This window comes from Granulicella sp. L46 (assembly GCF_009765785.1).
In the GTDB taxonomy this organism is placed as follows: Bacteria; Acidobacteriota; Terriglobia; order Terriglobales; family Acidobacteriaceae; genus Granulicella.
The window spans coordinates 338,611-355,975 of the sequence record NZ_LMUT01000003.1 but is presented as its reverse complement, the minus strand read 5'-3'; the positions used below and the strand labels follow the sequence as shown (position 1 = coordinate 355,975).

The window sequence follows — 17,365 nt, the reverse complement described above, 5'->3', positions numbered from 1 at the left end:
GCTTTGCCCGATGCACCACATCTTCAGTTGCAGTTGCAACAGTCGGGGCTGGTCCGCACCTCTCCTGCCGCAGACCCTCCCTCCGCCAGTCCACCGGCAGCTGCGGCAGGACTCACTCTTACCCGTCAGCAGGCCGAGCAGCTTGCTCTGAAGAACAACCCAAGGATTAGCGTTGGTGATCTATTAGCTCGCGCACAGAAGGAGCATGTCCGCGTAGTCCGATCGGCGGAATTCCCGACTCTCAACGGAGAGCTGACGGGGGTGGATGCCGAAGAAGCGAGTCGTATATCGACCGGCTCTCTCTCGGCTTCAAGACTGCTGTATCACGTCGGCGCCGGAGTTGAACTGGATCAGCTGATTACAGACTTCGGTCATACACGCAACCTCGTCGCCTCGTCTTCTTTCCAGGCTAAGGCATCCAGTCAGCAAGCTGATGCGACGCGCGAGGATATTATTCTCACCGTTGACACTGCGTTCTACAACGCACTCGAAGCACAAGCTACTCTGCAGGTTGCCAAGAGTACGGTCAAGGCGCGTCAGGATGTAGGAGATCAAGTCAACGCTCTCACGGCGAGCAAGCTAAAGTCGACGCTCGATCAGAGCTTTGCCCAGGTGAATCTGTCCCAAGCGAAGCTGTTAGACCTTGATGCACAGAACCAATACGACGCTGCGATGGCAAATCTTAATGAGGTGCTGGGAACCACTAACGACGATCAATATCAACTTATCGACGACCCGACACCGCCGGACCCCGTTGCTCCATCTGCCGAGGGAGTTATTACGATGGCATTGCAGCAGAGGCCTGATCTTCTTGCTCAGAAGGCAGCTCATGAATCAGATGTGCGCTTCGCCCGTGCCGAACGCGACCAGCTATTTCCAACCATATCGGGCCTGGGAGATGTCGGATATACACCCGTCGGATCAAGCGAGTACTTCGACTCCAACTGGTATGGAGCGGCGGGCGTGAACGTAGGCATCCCGATCTTCAATGGCTTCAAATACCACTCCGAGGCGGCCGAAGCTGGTCTTCGTGCGAAAGCCTCTGACGAGCAAAGCCGCATTCTCATCAATCGGATCGTGCGTGACGTGCGCACAGCATGGCTCAAGGCTCAAACGGCACAACAACGGATGACGGTGGCCGCTGAGCTCGTAAAAGAAGCCAACACTGCGCTCGATCTCGCCGATACACGGTATCGCCTGGGACTGAGCTCCATCGTCGAGTTGAGCCAGGCTCAGCTACAACAAACTCAGGCACAGATCGACGATGCCAACGCTCGCTTTGACTACGAGGCAGACATCGCCGCACTGCGGTTTCAAAGTGGATCTCAGCCGTAAAGCAAGAGGAAAGCGGAACATCATGCTCGCGAAACCAAAAATGGATCGCATCCTATTCGCAACAGATTTCCTGTCCAGTTCACGTCTCGCGTTGGACTATGCTGTTGCGTTCGCACGACACTTTGAGGCGACCGTCATCATGGTGCATGCTCTGGAACTTTCTAACCCGGCAAGAGAGGCGGAAACAGAAACCTCTCTGCCAAGCCTTACCAGGAGGCACGCGGATGAGCGATTGCATGCGCTTGCACACGGGGTCCGAAACGCTGGTGTCACGGTGGAAGCGTTCATCGAGGACGGCATACCCGCAGAGGTGATCACTCGCGCGGCGGACCGGCACTCGGCAGATCTCCTCGTTCTCGGTGTACACGGAGTTCATCGCGGCTTATCCCACCTGCTGGTCGGGTCTAACACGGAGAAGATCCTCCTCTCTACGAGTTGTCCAACAATGACGGTAGGCGCTCATGTTTTTACCGGTGTAGACCCGGACTTGCATTTCAAAGAGATTCTGTACTTCACTGACTTCACTCCAGAAGCTGCAGCGGCTGCACCGTATGCCGCTTTTCTCGGACGATCGTTCCACGCACCCGTCGATGTATGTCAACTGCTGACCGACAATGTTCCGACCGATCCGGCATTCTGGCAGGAATTTTCAAAGGAGTACGAAGGGGCGATTCGGCAGGCTCACCCTGAATTGGACACTCATCGGGAGATCGCAACGTTTGATGTCGGTCGTGGGGTCGAATTTGAGGAAATCATCGATCGTGCGCGGGTTCAGCAAGCGGGCTTGATCGTCCTGGGTGCGCACGCCGAATCTCAACTAGCACGCCATCTTCACACGAGTTTTGCATATCAACTTCTTTCCCGGGCAACGTGCCCGGTAATTTCAATTCGTCCCGCTCCAGCGGAAGCCTCATGACGAAATCTATCCAACGTGGAGCGAATGCATGAAGCAGACCTTCGGAATCAAGCGGATTTTATTTGCGACAGACTTTCTCGAGAGTTCGCGGTTGGCCTTGGATTATGCGGTCGCATTCGCGCATAGGTTCAGAGCTACGCTGGTCTTCTTGCACGCAGTCGAACTGCCACCGTCGGCAGAGGCGGCCGAACTGGTGACTGCCAGGGCGAGCCTATCGCGTCAAGCGGCCGAAGAGCGTCTCAAGGCCTTCGCCGCCGGAGTGCGCCGAACAGGAATTGAAGTTGATATCCTCATAAAAGATGGGACACCCTGTCAGGTTGTGCTTGCCGCCGTGAAAGAGGTTGCGCCGGATCTTCTGATACTCGGTGTGCATGGCGTTCATCGCGGTCTTGGCCACCTTCTGATCGGATCAAATACAGAGAAAATCTTATTGTCGGTGTCCTGTCCTACGCTGTCGGTCGGTGCTCACGTGTTAGCCGGGATTGATCTGCAACTCAACCTGAGCGAAATTCTCTATTGCTCCGATTTCACGCCACAAGCTGCTGCCTCTGCCCCCTTTGCCCTGTGGCTGGGCTCCGAGTTCAACGTCCCGGTGGAAGTATGCCATTTGGCGCCCACACCGCTGGAAAATGACGCAGACATTGCATACAAGACGGCTGAACTGTACTGTGACGAACTCAAGCGTGATGCTCCCGAAATTGCAGAATCCTGGTGCACACCGGCTTTCCAACTGCGGCACGGACTTACGCTCGATCAAATCGTGACGCGGGCTGAGGCCGAGACGGCTGGGCTCATCGTCCTTGGGGTCCACCCAGATTCGCAGTTTGGCCGGCATTTGCACACCAGCTTCGCATACCAATTGCTCACGAAAGCGGTCTGCCCTGTGCTAACCATTGGATCCAAGGACCATCATGATTGACCCTCTCTTTTCACCCGTGGTCTCGAGTGCAGCGAATCGACCGAAGGCTCGGTCACAACGCAACGCAACAAACAGCTGTAGCGTTCAACAAACATTACGGTTAGGGTGTCAACCGAAGGCAATACTGCTCGCCACAGGTCTTCTGTCTGCAAAGAACCGAGAGACGCACCGGAGGTCTGAAACAGCGGTGCGTGGAGCGTTTTCGAGTATGCATACACAATGTTCATTGCGTTCCGCTTCGGTCGTTTGCGCGATCATTTTTGTCCTCTCAGGCTGCAAGGACCAAAAGAAAGCGTCCCCCGCTCCCCCAGCGGCTTCGGTAGCTACGGTGCAGCGAGGAAACATCTCTCACCTGCTAAGCGTTGCTGGACAATTTCAGGCCTATCAAGTCGTCGATATCCATGCGAAAGTGGCGGGTTATGTGCGACACATCTACGTCGATATCGGGGATCGTGTTCACGCGGGAGAAGTCTTGGCGACATTGGACGTTCCCGAATTACATGCACAGTATCGAAATACGCGATCCGAAGCACTGCGGTCTCAGGATGCAATTACCGCAGCAGAACATGAAGTCAGTCGCGCCCAGGCCCTTCACGTCGCCGTGCAAGCCAATTACGACCGACTGGCCGCGGCTGCTGCGCAGCGACCAGGCTTGATCGCAGCGCAGGAACTCGATAATGCGCGTTCCCAGGCCGACGCGACCCTCGAGCAATTGAATGCGGCTACCGCTCACCTGGCCGAAGCACGAGAGGGCGCCGACGCAGCCAGTGCCGACCAGGAGCGAGTCGGCGACCTTGAAGCGTATACCAAGGTGATCGCGCCATTAGACGGCGTGGTTGCATGGCGTTATGCCGATACAGGCGTTCTGCTCCAGGAGGGAACCAACTCCGAAACGCAGGCGATGCCCCTGATCAAACTGGCCCAGAGCGGCCTGCTCCGACTGCGTGTGCCTGTTCCCGAAGATGCCATTAAGTATGTCCATATAGGCGACGTCATGCAGATTCGAGTCGATGCCATCGATGAGAGCTTCAGCGGCAAAGTCGTTCGGTTCACACGGAATCTGGATCTCGCCACGCGAACCATGGAGACAGAGGTGGATGTACCCAATCCGACGCTCGCAATTACGCCCGGCATGTATGCCAACGCCTATCTTAAATTGGCCCACGTCGACGGTGTACTGACCATACCCATCAGTGCCGTTCAGGGCTCGGGCAATACCGGCACCGTCCTTGTACTGAACGCAAACAATCACGTAGAACAGCGGACCGTCCACGTCGGGCTTCGCGGGTCAACGCTGATTGAAGTGCAGAGCGGTTTGCATGAAGGGGACCGCGTCGTCGTTGGAGATGCCGCCAACTACCACAATGGGGAACAAATTTCTCCCCGGCCACAGCAGGAACCTGCAAGCGACGTCATGCATGAAGAAGGCGGAGTCACTGACACGCAGGATGCCGACGGAGGCAGCAAATAATGCCAAGGTTCGCGCTGCGTTATCCATACACCGTTCTGATGATCTGCCTGGCCATTCTCGTCGTGGGGATTGCAAACATGATCTCCATGCCGGTCGACCTCTTCCCGGATATCGATATGCCCGTGGTGGTTGTGGCGACGTTCTACGCCGGCATGCCTCCCGCGCAGATTGAAGCGGATATCACCGACACCTTCGAGCGATTTTTCACTCTCGGCGCTAACATCGATCACATCGAATCGAAGTCAATGACTGGTGTCAGCCTGATCAAGGTATATTTCCGACCGGGCACCAATGGTGATTCCGCGTTGAGTAATATTGCGACCTTGGCACTCGCCGATCTCCGCCGACTCCCACCCGGCACCCTCCCGCCCGTCGTCCTTGGGATGACAGCCTCCAGTGAGCCCATTTGCCTCGTGACCCTGGAAGGCAACGGCCTCAATCAGACCCAGCTAAAAGATCTGGCGCAATTCAACGTGCGTGATCAAATTGCCAACGTGCATGGCGCTTCGGTCCCGCAACCGTTTGGTGGAACCTACCGCCAGATTCAGGTGTACGTCGATCCACTCAAGCTCGAAGCCAACAACATGAGCGTGATGGATGTTGTAGGCAGTGTCAACGACTCGAACCTCATTCTTCCAGCTGGTGATGTCCGCATTGGCACAAAGGATCTGAACATCTACGCCAATAGCCAAATCCCCACGCCGGGAGCGATCAATTCCATTCCGTTGCGCTCGGTGGGTAACGCTTCGGTATTGGTGGGTGATGTCGGCCACGCTGAGGATTCACACGCCATCCAAACAAACATCGTTCGAATCAATGGACAAAAATCAGTCTACATTCCCGTACTCAAGCAGGCCGGCAAGAGCAACACCATCACGATTGTCAATGGAATGCGCGCGGCGATCGCTAAGCTCGTCGACGTTCCTTCGAATCTGAAGACTGCGGTGGTCTTCGATCAATCCGTCTTCGTCAAAGGGGCCATCCGAAACCTTCTCAAGGAAGCAGGCATCGGCCTTCTCCTGACCGGGATCATGATCCTCATCTTTCTCGGTAGCCCGCGTGCAACCATTGCAGCCTTGATCGCGATCCCGTTGTCTATCTTGACATGCTTGCTGATTGTGAGCGCGATGGGTGGTTCCATCAACACTATGCTGCTTGGCGGATTAGCGCTGGTTTTATCGCGCTTGATCGATAATTCGGTCATCGTATTGGAAAATATCTTCCGATTTATGGAAGAGGGAGCATCTCCGGAAAAGGCGGCCGGCGACGGCGGTACGGAAGTTGCACTCCCAGTATTTGCAGCTACGGTCACAACCTCCGTCGTCTTTTTTCCGGTCTTCCTGCTGAGTGGAGTCAGCAAGTACATCTTCACCGATCTCGCGTATGGAGTCGTCTTTTCGATCTTTGCTTCTTATCTCTTTTCAATGACGCTCGTTCCATTGTTTGTCGCTAAATTTATTCACCCGAAGCCGAGGGCTGAACAAACCGTCTCCCACGAAGAAAACAGGGAAGTAGAGGCCACTGAGACGCCGACGGCGGAATCAATTGCCAGCAAGCAGAAAAAGCCGTCGATCTTTCAGCGTGGTCTGGAGAGATTCAACACGCTTTTCGCTGGAATGCTCGAGCGTTACGAGCGGGCAGCGTACTGGATGCTCGGCAGACCCGGGCTCGCCGCTGCAGTGATGCTTGGCGCCATCGTATTGGTCATCGCGCTGTTCGCCCCGTTTCTTGGTCGAGCCTATTTCCCCAGAACCGACCCCGGCCAATTTATCATCAATGTAAAAATGCCGAGTGGCACCCGCATCGAGGTGAGCAACGACGAAATCGCCAAGGTGGAGAACGTCATCAAGCAGGTCGTGGCTCCTGCTGACCTCGGCATGATCGTTTCGAATATTGGCGTAACTCCGGATTTGTCCGCCATCTATACCTCAAACTCGGCCATGGACACTGCGTTCGTTCAGGTGAGCCTCAAAGAAGGGCACAAGACCGGGAGCTACGCGTACATCGCAAAAGTACGCGATGCGCTCTCGTCTCAACTACCGCAGCTCAGCACCTACTTTCAAGTCGGTGGTCTCGTCGACTCCGTCGTCAATCAGGGCCAACCGGCACCTATCGATATTCAAATTTCCTCGAACGATCAACAGGCTGCGTTCGCTCAAGCCCAGAGCCTCGCCAACAAGCTCCGAAGCTCCAGTAGTGTCTCCGCCGTATTTATTCCCCAGGACTTGAAGTATCCAGGGCTTGAAATGGATATTGATCGCGAACGTGCCAGCCTGATTGGACTGACTCCCAAGAATGTCGTCGACAATGTGATTACGGCTCTTACTTCCAATGGCGTGATTGCACCCAGCTATTGGATTGACCCTAAGACCGGCAATAACTACATGCTCACCGTTCAATATTCCAATCCGCAGATTGGGCACATGAATTTGGAGGAGTTGGGAAACATTCCTCTCCGCGGCAAGAATAGCGAAAGCTATACGCCGCTTCGCTCTGTCGCCTTTATGAAACAGATCAACACTGCAACCGAGGTGGACCACTACCAGTTGCGGCGCGTGATCGACATTTATGTCTTACCCAAGGCAGAAGCACTGAATTCCGTCAGTGATCAGGTGAACCGCGCCATCAAGAACGTCCCCACGGCCAATGGTATCCGCGTGCTCGAGCATGGAGCTGTGCAGAGCATGAACGAATCCTTCATCCGATTCGGACTGGGTTTGATGCTGGCTGTTGTCTTGGTTTACCTCTTGTTGATGGCTCAATTCACTTCTTTCATCGAGCCATTCATCATCTTGATGGCGGTTCCTCCAGGGCTGGCAGGCGTCATTGTCATCCTGGTGATTACCGGGTCGACCTTGAATGTAATGTCTCTGATGGGAGTGATCATGATGGTGGGCATCGTCGTTTCTAACAGCATTTTGATCGTCGAGTTTGCCGGTATCTTGCATGAGCGTGGAACTAGCTATCGAGACTCCGTCGTGCAGTCCTGTAAAATTCGCCTGCGCCCTATTCTCATGACGTCTCTTGCAACGCTGCTCGGAATGATTCCGATGGCTCTGGGCCTCGAGGCGGGAAGCGAGCAGTACGCCCCTTTGGCTCGAGCAATCATCGGCGGGCTGTCGGTTTCGGTCGTAGTGACGGTGTTCCTCGTGCCGGCAGTCTACATGCTGGTCTATGGACGGAAGGATAGGGCAGCAGAACAGGACAAGAAGGCCCATAAGCTGGAACAGCATTTGCTACCAGCGGGTCCGGAGCAAGATCTCCTGCCTGGTGGCGGACCTGCGTGATGAGAGTATTTAGTGTTTGAGAAACTCTGAGCGGATATTAAGTCCGTAACGCGTACCGACCCCTTACTAAATCGACTTTGTAGACCTGATCGGATCGTGCCATTCATCGGTTGTGGAGCAACAAACGATGGGTAGAATTTGGTGACCGTCTCGCTTATAGGAGAAATGATGAATGCTCTTGTCCTCACCTGCTGTGCGCTCTTCTTATTCACCGGTTCCGGCAACGGATGGTCACAGGACGCTGACATGGAGCACCATGTGTTCCCCGTCGGAGCGATCAATTACTTTGGCTATGGTGGTTTGCCCTTGCAGAAGGTTCGTGCGGCGTTACCACTGCACGTTGGAGACTCGTTGACTCACGCAACCTTCTCCAAGAAGCCGATCAACGATGCGGTCCTATCCGTGATTGGTAAGCTACCGACGGATGTAAACGTTACCTGCTGCATTGCCTCTCAGCAACTTGAAATCTTTATTGGTCTTTCTGGTTCGACTTCCCGTCCTGTTCCAAGTGGTCCTATACCCTCCGCCAATGCTCGTCTGGACCCAGAAGGCCTGCGGCTCTATGAACAGGAACAGCCTCTGATTGGGGAAGCCGCAGCTCACGGCACTGGTGGTGAAGATGACTCGCAGGGATACACGATCTCCGATGATCCGGCGCTGAAGGCAGTGAACCTCGCGATGCGTTCCTTTGCCATCGGGCGTGAGTCGGAGTTGCGACATGTGCTTCAAACGTCAGGTGATCCGAAGCAGCGCAGAGCCGCCGCTGCACTTCTAGGTTACGTCCGACGCTCGCCCACCCAGGCTGAAGCCCTGTCACGAGCCATTGAAGATCCAGACGAGGAAGTGCGGAACAATGCGGTCCGGGCTCTTGCCGTATTGTCGGCCGCAACCAAAAAGGATGGCCTGCAGATCAACATTAAGCCCCTAATCAATCTGCTTTACTCAGGCATTTGGACCGATCGCAATAAAGCCAGCTTGCTCCTGATGCGAATGACAGAAGCCAGAAATCCAGAGATTCTGAGTTCGCTACGGAAGGAGGCAATGGGACCTCTGGTGGAGGGTGCTTCTTGGATCGACGTTCCCGGGCATTCCACGCCGTTCCTGGTAGTCCTTGGCCGGATTGGATCGATCCGGGACGATAGGCTTTTCGAATTGCTAAAGAACGGCGACAAAGACGCAATCATCGCGGCGGCAACCTCTTCATCTGCGCGAACGGCAGATTGATCACTGCAAGCACGTTTGCGTTCATTGATCCGCTTGACATCGACACGGTATACATCCATCGAAGACCGGCAAGCCCATGGACATAGATGAACGCTTGGCGAGCATCGATGCGTCCTAGACTGTCTGGTATCTAAGCCTAAAAGAAGTTTGAGATGACGGGTCAAGTTGACCCGCTGCCCCTGAATAGCGCGTAGGCGAGGTTGGGATCCCCTGGATGAGCAATGCTTCCAGACAACATAGTTCGCGTTCTCGACCTGCGGCAAATGATAGAGCCGTTTTTTACGAATGCCGAACTGCTAACCGTCAAATGCCGTATCGCGACAAAAGAGAAATATCCCCTCTGGACACCCCTGAAGAGAAAAGAAACCGTTTGTAAAGCGAGAGAAAATCTCAGCAGGCCTGTGTCCTGCCCGCAACGCCGCCCCTGAAATGAGGCGTGCTGCCGCACGCGAATAGGGAAGCCAAGCCTCGCTGAGGGCGCTGCCCTGGCGCGGCGCAAGAGGTCTCCCCATAATTTTTCTGCGAAAAATCACTGCGCTTCGCTTGCCCTTCGGGTGGGCGATACCCCTCCTCATTGCGCCTTGCCGCCCCGCCTTCGCCAGGAGGCGTTCGGCATGTAGGTACATGCCACGCATGGCATGAAAACCAACGGCCAAAGGCCAAGGAGGAAACACCCATGAACACCGTAGCCACGACCCCCACCGTCAACGCTCCCACTCAAAACCCCAAACAGCCGCAGCAAAGGCAGTCGGCGAAAGAGATCATCGCCGCTAACGTGAAAAGTCTCATCGAGCAGCTAGAGGCCGGACACTCCGATGCACTCACCGCGTACCTCAACGCGATGAGTCGCTTTCATTCGTATTCCTTTGGGAACATCCTCGAAATCGCCAGACAACGCCCCGGAGCAACGCGCGTTGCGGGCATGTACGCATGGAACCAGCTTGGCCGCCGCGTGAAGAAAGGCGAGAAGGGCATCCGCATTCTTGCTCCCATCATCGGCATCAAGCGCAAGAGCGATGAAGAGGCAGTGACGGACATCACCAAGCAGAACACCCGCGTCCTTGTTGGATTCAGGAATGCCTATGTCTTTGATGTGGAGCAAACAGATGGCCCCGACCTTCCCCAGATGGAACACGTTCAGGGCGATGCGGGCGAGAACTACGACCGTCTTCTGGCCTTCATTGAAAAGCAGGGCATCGAGCTTGTCTTTACGGAGAAGATCGCGCCCGCGCTTGGCGTGAGCTATGGCGGGCGCATCGCCATCTTGCCCGGACAGTCGAAGGCCGAAACCTTCGCCACGCTGGTGCATGAGCTGGCACACGAACTCCTGATGCATTCCAGCCGCCGCACGACGACTACCAAGACGGTACGGGAGACGGAGGCCGAGGCCATCGCCTTCGTTGTCGGTAAGGCGATTGGTTTACAGACCGGCAATGCCAGCGCCTCTTATATCGCTCTCTACCATGGCAACGCTTCGTTGCTGATAGAGAGCCTTGAAGTCATCCAGCAGGTCTCCGCTGTCATCCTTGCCGCACTCGTATCGTCCGCTACCGAAGAGACTATCCCCGATGCAGAACTGGCGCGGGTGGCGTAATGAAAACTATCCTCGCAATCCTCAATCAGGCCGGAGGCTGGCACCACGGCCTGTATCTCAAGATCGAGAACCCGCCTTATATGGCGTTGGTGATCGAAGCAATGGACGAGTCCGGACCGATGGGACTGCCCGCGCTTTCCGTGGCCCACTACGGCGAACAGAATGGCGACCTCATGCGTGACCCGGAGATGTGCTTCGAACTCGGTCTCGCCGGGGGCACACGTCTGGATGCGTTCTATTGGCGGAACGATTATGTAGCCATCGAGCAGTGGAGCCGCAATATCGTCTGCGACCGCTACGTCCACCTGATCCAGTTGCACGAACAGCACCAGCGATTCGCTGCAACCTGGGACAACAACCTTCGCTTGCAAGGCTTCGCCGAAGCCTTCGACCCGCACAAGCACATACGCGGTTAGCCAAGTTCCCCGCCCACCGGAGCGGAGACAGGGAATCGTGTTCGCTCTACAACCTCACAGCACAACCACGCCCAAAGGAGGGCACCATGCAGAACAGCAGCGCATTCCAATTCATCGCCATCGACCAGATTCACGAGTCCACCACCAACCCACGCCTCACCTTCGAGCAATCCAAGCTCGACGAACTTGCCGAGAGCATCCGGCAACACGGCCTCATCCAGCCCGTTACTGTTCGACCCAACGCCAATGGCTTTGAGATCGTTGCGGGCGCACGACGTTTCCGCGCTTCGCAGCTAGCGGAGTTGTTTTCCATTCCTGCCCGCATCGTCGAATTGGACGACGCAGCCGCCATGGAATGGCAGCTCGTTGAAAATTCTCAACGCGTCGATGTGCATCCCTATGAAGAGGCGCAGGGGTTCCAACGCTTGCTCGACATGCCCGGTTACGACGTGGCCGCGCTTGTCTTGAAATCGGGCAAGAGTGCATCGCACATCTACGCTCGTCTGTCCCTGTTGCAGCTCATCCCCGATGTTGCCCAGGCATTCGTCGAGGAACGCATCACCGCCAGCCACGCCAACCTCATCGCCCGTCTGCCGCAGGAGCATCAAGCCGCAGCCTTCGAGCAGTGCTGGCGCAAGGACTGGAACGACAAAGAGCCGCATCTGCTACCCGCCAAGCACGTAACCGCTTGGATCGAAACGAATTTGTATCTTGCCCTTGCCGATGCTCCGTTCGACCTCGAAGACATCGGCCTCAACCCCGCAGCCGGAGCTTGCGTGACCTGCCCCCGCCACAGCGGATACAACACGTCACTCTTCGCAGATGTTCAGGGTGACCAGTGCCTAGACGGGCTCTGCTACCAAGCCAAAATCGCAGCTCATATCGAACGGGAGCTTGCGGCGCGTCCGCAACTCGTCCAGATCGAGACGACGTGGCGACCCGCCAAGGAACAGCGCCCCGGCATTCTCCCCAAACACTCCTACCGCGAACTCGATACGCCTGATAACTCGGACGCCGAGCCGCTGTGCCCCAACACCAAATCCGCGTTGATCGTCTTTGGACGCCATGCAGGACAGACCATCGCCGTCTGCACCGATGACCACTGCCCGGTACATGACCCTGCCACCGCCGCACGTCTTGCCAAGCAGGAAGCCGATAACCCGGCCCCCGTCATGGAGCCAGCAACCGAAGAGGAAACGGAAGAAGCGGAGGAACAGCGTCGAGCCGACTATGAGCAGCGTCGCAAGGAGCACGAAGCCGAAGAACAGCGTCGCGAGGAGGAACGCAAAGCCGAGTTCGAACGTCGGCAAAAAGAGTATGAGGCCGAGCGGAAGCGCCGGGAGAAGTTGAGCAGGGCCCGCGCCGCGACCTTTGACCGCATACTCGACAATGCTCCGGTTATGTTCACCGGCGCACATCTTCGTGCCTTCCTCCGCTTGCTCGTCCACATCGACCCCTACGAGTTCCTAGAGGAAGTGGTATGAGCGCCGGAGTAAAAATAGGCCACAGAACGCGGCGGGAGCGGTGTTTTGCGGCGGAGTAAAAGTAGTCCACCGCCGGATCTTGGTTTCGTGAGCTGAGTTGCCTTGGCAACGTGGTTCATGGAACACCGGAGGGATGTTCCGAGTGGAGATATACGGGCGGGTACGTCGAGCGGTTCGTGTTGAGGGTCGGAGTCAGCGTGCGGTGGCCCGGGAGTTTGGGGTGTCGCGAGAGACGGTTCGGAAGATGCTCGCGTACGCGGTGCCGCCAGGCTACCAGCGCCAGCAGCCGATCAAGCGACCCAAGCTGGGGCCGTGGATAGGCATGATCGACGCCATTCTTGACGACGACAAGCAGAGGCCGGTGAAGCAGCGGCACACGGCCAAGCGGATCTTCGATCGGCTCAAGGACGAGCACGGGTTCACAGGCGGCTACACGATCGTGAAGGACTACGTGCGTGGCGAACAGGTTCGCAGCCGGGAGATGTTTGTTCCTCTGACCCATGCCCCGGGCGAAGCGCAGGCCGACTTCGGCGAAGCGTTGGTGGTCATTGCCGGGGTGCAACAGAAGGCGCACTACCTGGTCATGGATCTGCCGCACTCCGATGATTGCTTCGTGGCGGCGTTTCCAGCCGAGACGACCGAAGCCTTCCTCGAGGGCCATGTGCGTGCCTTCGCGTACTTCGGCGGCGTGCCCACACGCATCCTCTACGACAACACGAAGATCGCGGTGGCCAAGATCCTGGGTGGAGAAGATCGGCAACGGACGCGGAGCTTCTCCGAGCTGCAGAGTTACTATCTGTTCGCCGATAAGTTCGGACGCCCGGCCAAGGGCAACGATAAGGGCAAGGTGGAGGGTATCGTTGGCTACTCACGGCGCAACTTCATGGTGCCGATTCCACACGCGAGCAGTTGGGAGGAGTTGAACGCGTACCTGGAAGAGCAGTGCCGGAAGCGGCGGGAACGGCGGCTGCGTGGTCACACCGAGACCATCGGCGAGCGCTACGAACGCGACCGTGCAGCGATGCTGCCACTGCCTGCGGCGCCTTATGAGGCCTGCGAGAAGATCGCCGCCCGGGTCAGTTCTCTGTCGCTGGTCCGCTATCGGACCATAGACTACTCGGTGCCGACGCAGTATGGACATCGCCAGGTATGGGTGAAGGGCTACGTTCATGAAGTGGTGATCGCCTGCGCCAGCGAGGTCATCGCGCGGCACAAGCGCAGTTATGAACGCGAGGCGGTGGTCTTCGATCCGCTGCACTATCTGGCGCTGCTCGAACAGAAGACACGCGCCCTCGATCAGGCCGCGCCGCTGGCAGGCTGGCAGTTGCCGGAGTGCTTCGCTCAACTGCGGCGTCTGCTCGAAGCCAGGTTGAAGAAGCACGGCAGTCGCGAGTATGTGCAGGTGCTTCGCCTGCTGGAGACCTTCGATCTCTCTGAGCTGACTCTTGCCATCGAAGATGCCCTGCGGTTAGGAACGATCAGCTTCGACGCCGTGCGTCATCTGCGGCTGTGCCGCATCGAACGCAGGCCGCCGCGGCTGGACATGCAGAACTATCCGCACCTGCCGCTGGCGCAGGTGCGCACCACCCAGGCCGCCGACTACATGAGCTTGCTTGAGGCGGTGGAAGCATGAGCGGAGCCGAGACTTCTTCAACGAATATCGTGACTCATACGGCCGACACGCCGCAGTTGCTGCTCGAACATCACTTGAAGGAGCTGCGGCTGCCTACCATCCTGCGCGAGTACGACAAGGTGGCGCGGCAGTGCGCGGTGGAGCAGGTGGACTATCCACGTTATCTGCTGCGCATGACCGAGCTGGAGTTGCTGGACCGCGAGCGCAGGGCTACCGAACGCCGCATCCGGCAAGCGAAGTTCCCGGTCGTCAAGACCATGGACAGCTTCGACTTCCTGGCCATCCCATCGCTGAACAAGACTCTGGTGCTGGAACTGGCGCGATGCGAGTTCTTCGCCCGCCGCGAGAACGTACTGCTGTTGGGCAACAGCGGCACCGGCAAGACGCATATCGCCCTGGCTCTCGGCCTGGCTGCCTGCCAACGTGGCCATCGGGTACGCTTCACCACCGCCGCCGCTCTGGTCAGCGAACTGATCGAGGCTCGCGATGAGAAGAAGCTGCTCCGCTTCCAGAAGCAGATCGCCAGCTATGAACTGCTCATCGTCGATGAACTGGGCTTCGTGCCTCTGTCCAAGACCGGCGCCGAGTTGCTCTTCGAGATGCTAAGCCAGCGCTACGAGCGCGGCTCGACGATGGTGACCAGCAACCTGCCGTTCCAGGAATGGACCGAGGTGCTCGGTTCCGAACGCCTCACCGGCGCCCTGCTCGATCGGCTCACCCACCACGTCCACATCCTGGAGATGAACGGCGACAGCTACCGACTCAAGCAGAGCCGCCGAAAACGGACCCCACCGGCCGAACGCTGACACTACCCACTCCGAACGCGCCTCGGGGGAGAAGGGCCGCTTCCGCTACGCTCCAGCGGCCCTTCTCCCCCGAAGACTCAATCACTTCACGTCCAACAACTGGCCTACTTTTACTCCGCCGCGGTGGCCTGGTTTTGCTCCGCCCTTGACAGTCTCCGCGCATGAGAGATCAATGAACAAATCTTCATCTCTGCCATCCTTCCACGGTGCTACCAAGAGAAGGGGAGTCTCGTCTGAGAGAGTAGGTGAAGGATCTGAATCTGGATTGCCGTATTACCAGGAACGGTGACATCCAAGTCAATTGAGGCGCAGCTACAGCGGGAGTCCATGAACGATTTGAACAAAGACAGATTGAAGCGGGCACTGTATTGAGAATACGGAACCTGTTCTCTCAAGTTGTCGACTGCCGCCTGGTCGTCGTCTCTTCGTGATCCAGCTTTTCCAAGACACACACACGCGACATCTAATCCCTATCATCCGGGCTGAGGGCCCATTGTGCATGACTACGGCTTACCTGAACCGCATCGCCACTGCCGTACCAGAGCACGATGTGCATGACACCTTCGTCATCTTCGCCGAGCAGATGCTCGACGATCCGCGACGGCGCACGGTCTTCCGCCGCATGGCGAGCCGCGCCGACATAGCGCATCGTTATTCGTTTCTCGATCCGCTGAGAGGAGCGGGCCAGTTCTCGTCGCACGATGCTCGTGAGTTCTACCGGCTCGGCAACTTTCCCAACACGGCGCGGCGTATGGAACTGTTTGAGCAGAGCGCTCCGGTGCTGATGCGGAAGGCCGTAGACCGGCTTGCGCTGAGCGAGGAGGAACGCTCCGGTATTACGCACGTGCTGGTGACCTGCTGCACGGGACTCTATGCGCCGGGACTGGACTTTGAGATCGTCGACCACCTCGGGCTTTCGGCGGGCGTGGAGCGCACGATGGTTGGCTTCATGGGATGCTATGCCGCGATCAATGCGCTGAAGCTGGCGCGGCACATTGTGCGCTCAGATCCGAAGGCGGGTGTTCTGATGGTCAACCTGGAGTTGTGCACACTGCACTTCCAGGAGACACAAGATCTCGAGCAGGTGCTGTCCTTCCTGGTCTTTGCCGATGGTGCGGCGGCGAGCCTGATTACCGCGTGCGAGCAGGGCTTTGCACTGGACAGCTTCAAGGCGGTGATGGTGCCCGAGACGAGAGGGCTGATTACGTGGAAGATCCGTGAGCTGGGATTCGACATGCTGCTCTCCGGGCAGGTTCCGGCGGAGTTGGGCCGCGCGCTACATGAGGGCGAGCTGATGGCCGAGCGCGATGGCATCGACCTGTGGGCGGTGCATCCGGGCGGACGGTCGATTCTGGATGCGGTGGAGAAGGGACTGGAGCTGCCGACCGATGCGCTGTCGGCGTCGCGTGAGGTGCTGTCATGCTTTGGCAACATGTCATCGGCAACGGTGATGTTTGTGCTGCAGCGCATGATGCAGCAGGCGCGGCCGGGGCAGCGCGGATGTGCGATGTCGTTCGGGCCGGGCCTGACAGCGGAGACGATGCGCTTCCATGCGGTCTAGTGCAGAGATCGACTTCAGTGGGCGAGTCTCTCCGCGTGAGTTGCCGGAGCTGATGGATGGTGATTGTAGCTATGAGGATTTCCGTGGCTGCCTGCGCAGCCTGGAGCAGGTCAACCGCTGGCTGCTGGGATATCGACCGACGCTCGCTTGGCTGAAGCCGCTAGCGCCTGGATTGCGTGATCCGTTGCACATCGTCGATGTGGGCAGCGGAGGCGGCGATCTGCTGCGGCAGATTGCAGGCTGGGCACGGAGGCGCGGCATTGCGGTGCAGTTGACAGGGATCGATTTGAATCCTTATGCGGCGCGAGCGGCAGCGGAGTCCACCCCGAAGGAGCTTGGCATCGCATGGGTGACCGGCGATGCTCTGGCGTATCGGCCGGAGAAGCCGGTGGATATCGTCGTCAGTTCGCTGATGGCACATCATCTGGAGGATGAAGAGATCATCGCGCTGCTGCGGTGGATGGAAGCGACTGCGCAGGCAGGTTGGATTATCAATGATTTGGAGCGTTCGGAGCGGACTTGCCGCATGTTTGGGTGGGTGGCGAGCGTGCTGGGGTGGCACCGGTTTGTGCGGCACGATGGGCCGGTGTCGTTTCGGCGGGCCTTCCGGAAGGAGGACTGGGTGCGATTGCTTGCAGCGGCTGACGTTCCGCGAGAGACGGCGACGGTGGAACATTGGCGGCCGGGACGGTTGTGCGTGGGGCGGTGGAAGTGAGGTC

General features: G+C 57.6%; 13 protein-coding genes. All 13 read left to right on the top strand.

What is annotated here, in order from left to right; genetic code table 11:
- Positions 1 to 3 precede the first annotated feature (3 nt).
- The 13 genes from GSQ80_RS02445 (at position 4) to GSQ80_RS02385 (ending at position 17,361) form a co-directional block, all read left to right on the top strand.
- Positions 4 to 1,335, top strand: a complete 1,332-nt coding sequence (locus GSQ80_RS02445; RefSeq protein WP_371315679.1) for a TolC family protein — start codon at positions 4 to 6, stop codon at positions 1,333 to 1,335.
- A 22-nt stretch (positions 1,336 to 1,357) separates the two neighbouring features.
- The gene (locus GSQ80_RS02440; RefSeq protein WP_158785914.1) at positions 1,358 to 2,251 is read left to right on the top strand and encodes a universal stress protein; all 894 of its coding nucleotides are present in this window, start codon (positions 1,358 to 1,360) and stop codon (positions 2,249 to 2,251) included.
- A gap of 28 nt (positions 2,252 to 2,279) precedes the next feature.
- Positions 2,280 to 3,170 carry a universal stress protein gene (locus GSQ80_RS02435; RefSeq protein ID WP_158785913.1) on the top strand — a complete coding sequence of 297 codons (891 nt, stop codon included), beginning with the start codon at positions 2,280 to 2,282 and terminating at the stop codon, positions 3,168 to 3,170.
- A gap of 328 nt (positions 3,171 to 3,498) precedes the next feature.
- Positions 3,499 to 4,641: an efflux RND transporter periplasmic adaptor subunit gene (locus GSQ80_RS02430; protein ID WP_254059395.1), complete on the top strand. Its 1,143-nt coding sequence runs from the start codon at positions 3,499 to 3,501 to the stop codon at positions 4,639 to 4,641.
- Positions 4,641 to 7,928: an efflux RND transporter permease subunit gene (locus GSQ80_RS02425; protein WP_158785911.1), complete on the top strand. Its 3,288-nt coding sequence runs from the start codon at positions 4,641 to 4,643 to the stop codon at positions 7,926 to 7,928. The genes GSQ80_RS02430 and GSQ80_RS02425 overlap by 1 nt, the downstream gene beginning before the upstream one ends.
- Before the next feature lie 168 nt (positions 7,929 to 8,096).
- On the top strand, positions 8,097 to 9,152 hold the full coding sequence (locus GSQ80_RS02420) for a HEAT repeat domain-containing protein (protein WP_216850097.1): 1,056 nt from the start codon (positions 8,097 to 8,099) through the stop codon (positions 9,150 to 9,152).
- A gap of 676 nt (positions 9,153 to 9,828) precedes the next feature.
- A complete protein-coding gene (locus GSQ80_RS02415; RefSeq protein WP_158785909.1) occupies positions 9,829 to 10,746 on the top strand; it encodes an ArdC family protein in 918 nt (305 codons plus the stop codon).
- The gene (locus GSQ80_RS02410) at positions 10,746 to 11,162 is read left to right on the top strand and encodes a hypothetical protein (RefSeq protein ID WP_158785908.1); all 417 of its coding nucleotides are present in this window, start codon (positions 10,746 to 10,748) and stop codon (positions 11,160 to 11,162) included. Before GSQ80_RS02415 ends, GSQ80_RS02410 begins: the two co-directional genes overlap by 1 nt.
- A gap of 86 nt (positions 11,163 to 11,248) precedes the next feature.
- On the top strand, positions 11,249 to 12,646 hold the full coding sequence (locus GSQ80_RS02405) for a ParB/RepB/Spo0J family partition protein (protein WP_158785907.1): 1,398 nt from the start codon (positions 11,249 to 11,251) through the stop codon (positions 12,644 to 12,646).
- A 133-nt stretch (positions 12,647 to 12,779) separates the two neighbouring features.
- A complete protein-coding gene (gene istA, locus GSQ80_RS02400) occupies positions 12,780 to 14,279 on the top strand; it encodes an IS21 family transposase (RefSeq protein ID WP_158785906.1) in 1,500 nt (499 codons plus the stop codon).
- Positions 14,276 to 15,085, top strand: coding sequence for an IS21-like element helper ATPase IstB (istB, locus tag GSQ80_RS02395; protein ID WP_158785905.1), 810 nt, complete (start codon positions 14,276 to 14,278; stop codon positions 15,083 to 15,085). Before istA ends, istB begins: the two co-directional genes overlap by 4 nt.
- 499 nt (positions 15,086 to 15,584) lie before the next feature.
- The gene (locus GSQ80_RS02390) at positions 15,585 to 16,646 is read left to right on the top strand and encodes a type III polyketide synthase (RefSeq protein WP_158785904.1); all 1,062 of its coding nucleotides are present in this window, start codon (positions 15,585 to 15,587) and stop codon (positions 16,644 to 16,646) included.
- Positions 16,636 to 17,361 carry a methyltransferase domain-containing protein gene (locus GSQ80_RS02385; RefSeq protein WP_158785903.1) on the top strand — a complete coding sequence of 242 codons (726 nt, stop codon included), beginning with the start codon at positions 16,636 to 16,638 and terminating at the stop codon, positions 17,359 to 17,361. The genes GSQ80_RS02390 and GSQ80_RS02385 overlap by 11 nt, the downstream gene beginning before the upstream one ends.
- Positions 17,362 to 17,365 lie beyond the last annotated feature (4 nt).

What these genes read in the sequence shown, in the direction of transcription:
- GSQ80_RS02440 (WP_158785914.1), top strand. Translation starts at nt 1,358, where the DNA reads ATGCTCGCGAAACCAAAAATGGATCGCATCCTATTCGCAACAGATTTC.
- GSQ80_RS02435 (WP_158785913.1), top strand. Translation starts at nt 2,280, where the DNA reads ATGAAGCAGACCTTCGGAATCAAGCGGATTTTATTTGCGACAGACTTT.
- GSQ80_RS02425 (WP_158785911.1), top strand. Translation starts at nt 4,641, where the DNA reads ATGCCAAGGTTCGCGCTGCGTTATCCATACACCGTTCTGATGATCTGC.
- GSQ80_RS02420 (WP_216850097.1), top strand. Translation starts at nt 8,097, where the DNA reads ATGAATGCTCTTGTCCTCACCTGCTGTGCGCTCTTCTTATTCACCGGT.
- GSQ80_RS02415 (WP_158785909.1), top strand. Translation starts at nt 9,829, where the DNA reads ATGAACACCGTAGCCACGACCCCCACCGTCAACGCTCCCACTCAAAAC.
- GSQ80_RS02410 (WP_158785908.1), top strand. Translation starts at nt 10,746, where the DNA reads ATGAAAACTATCCTCGCAATCCTCAATCAGGCCGGAGGCTGGCACCAC.
- GSQ80_RS02405 (WP_158785907.1), top strand. Translation starts at nt 11,249, where the DNA reads ATGCAGAACAGCAGCGCATTCCAATTCATCGCCATCGACCAGATTCAC.
- istA (WP_158785906.1), top strand. Translation starts at nt 12,780, where the DNA reads ATGTTCCGAGTGGAGATATACGGGCGGGTACGTCGAGCGGTTCGTGTT.
- istB (WP_158785905.1), top strand. Translation starts at nt 14,276, where the DNA reads ATGAGCGGAGCCGAGACTTCTTCAACGAATATCGTGACTCATACGGCC.
- GSQ80_RS02390 (WP_158785904.1), top strand. Translation starts at nt 15,585, where the DNA reads ATGACTACGGCTTACCTGAACCGCATCGCCACTGCCGTACCAGAGCAC.
- GSQ80_RS02385 (WP_158785903.1), top strand. Translation starts at nt 16,636, where the DNA reads ATGCGGTCTAGTGCAGAGATCGACTTCAGTGGGCGAGTCTCTCCGCGT.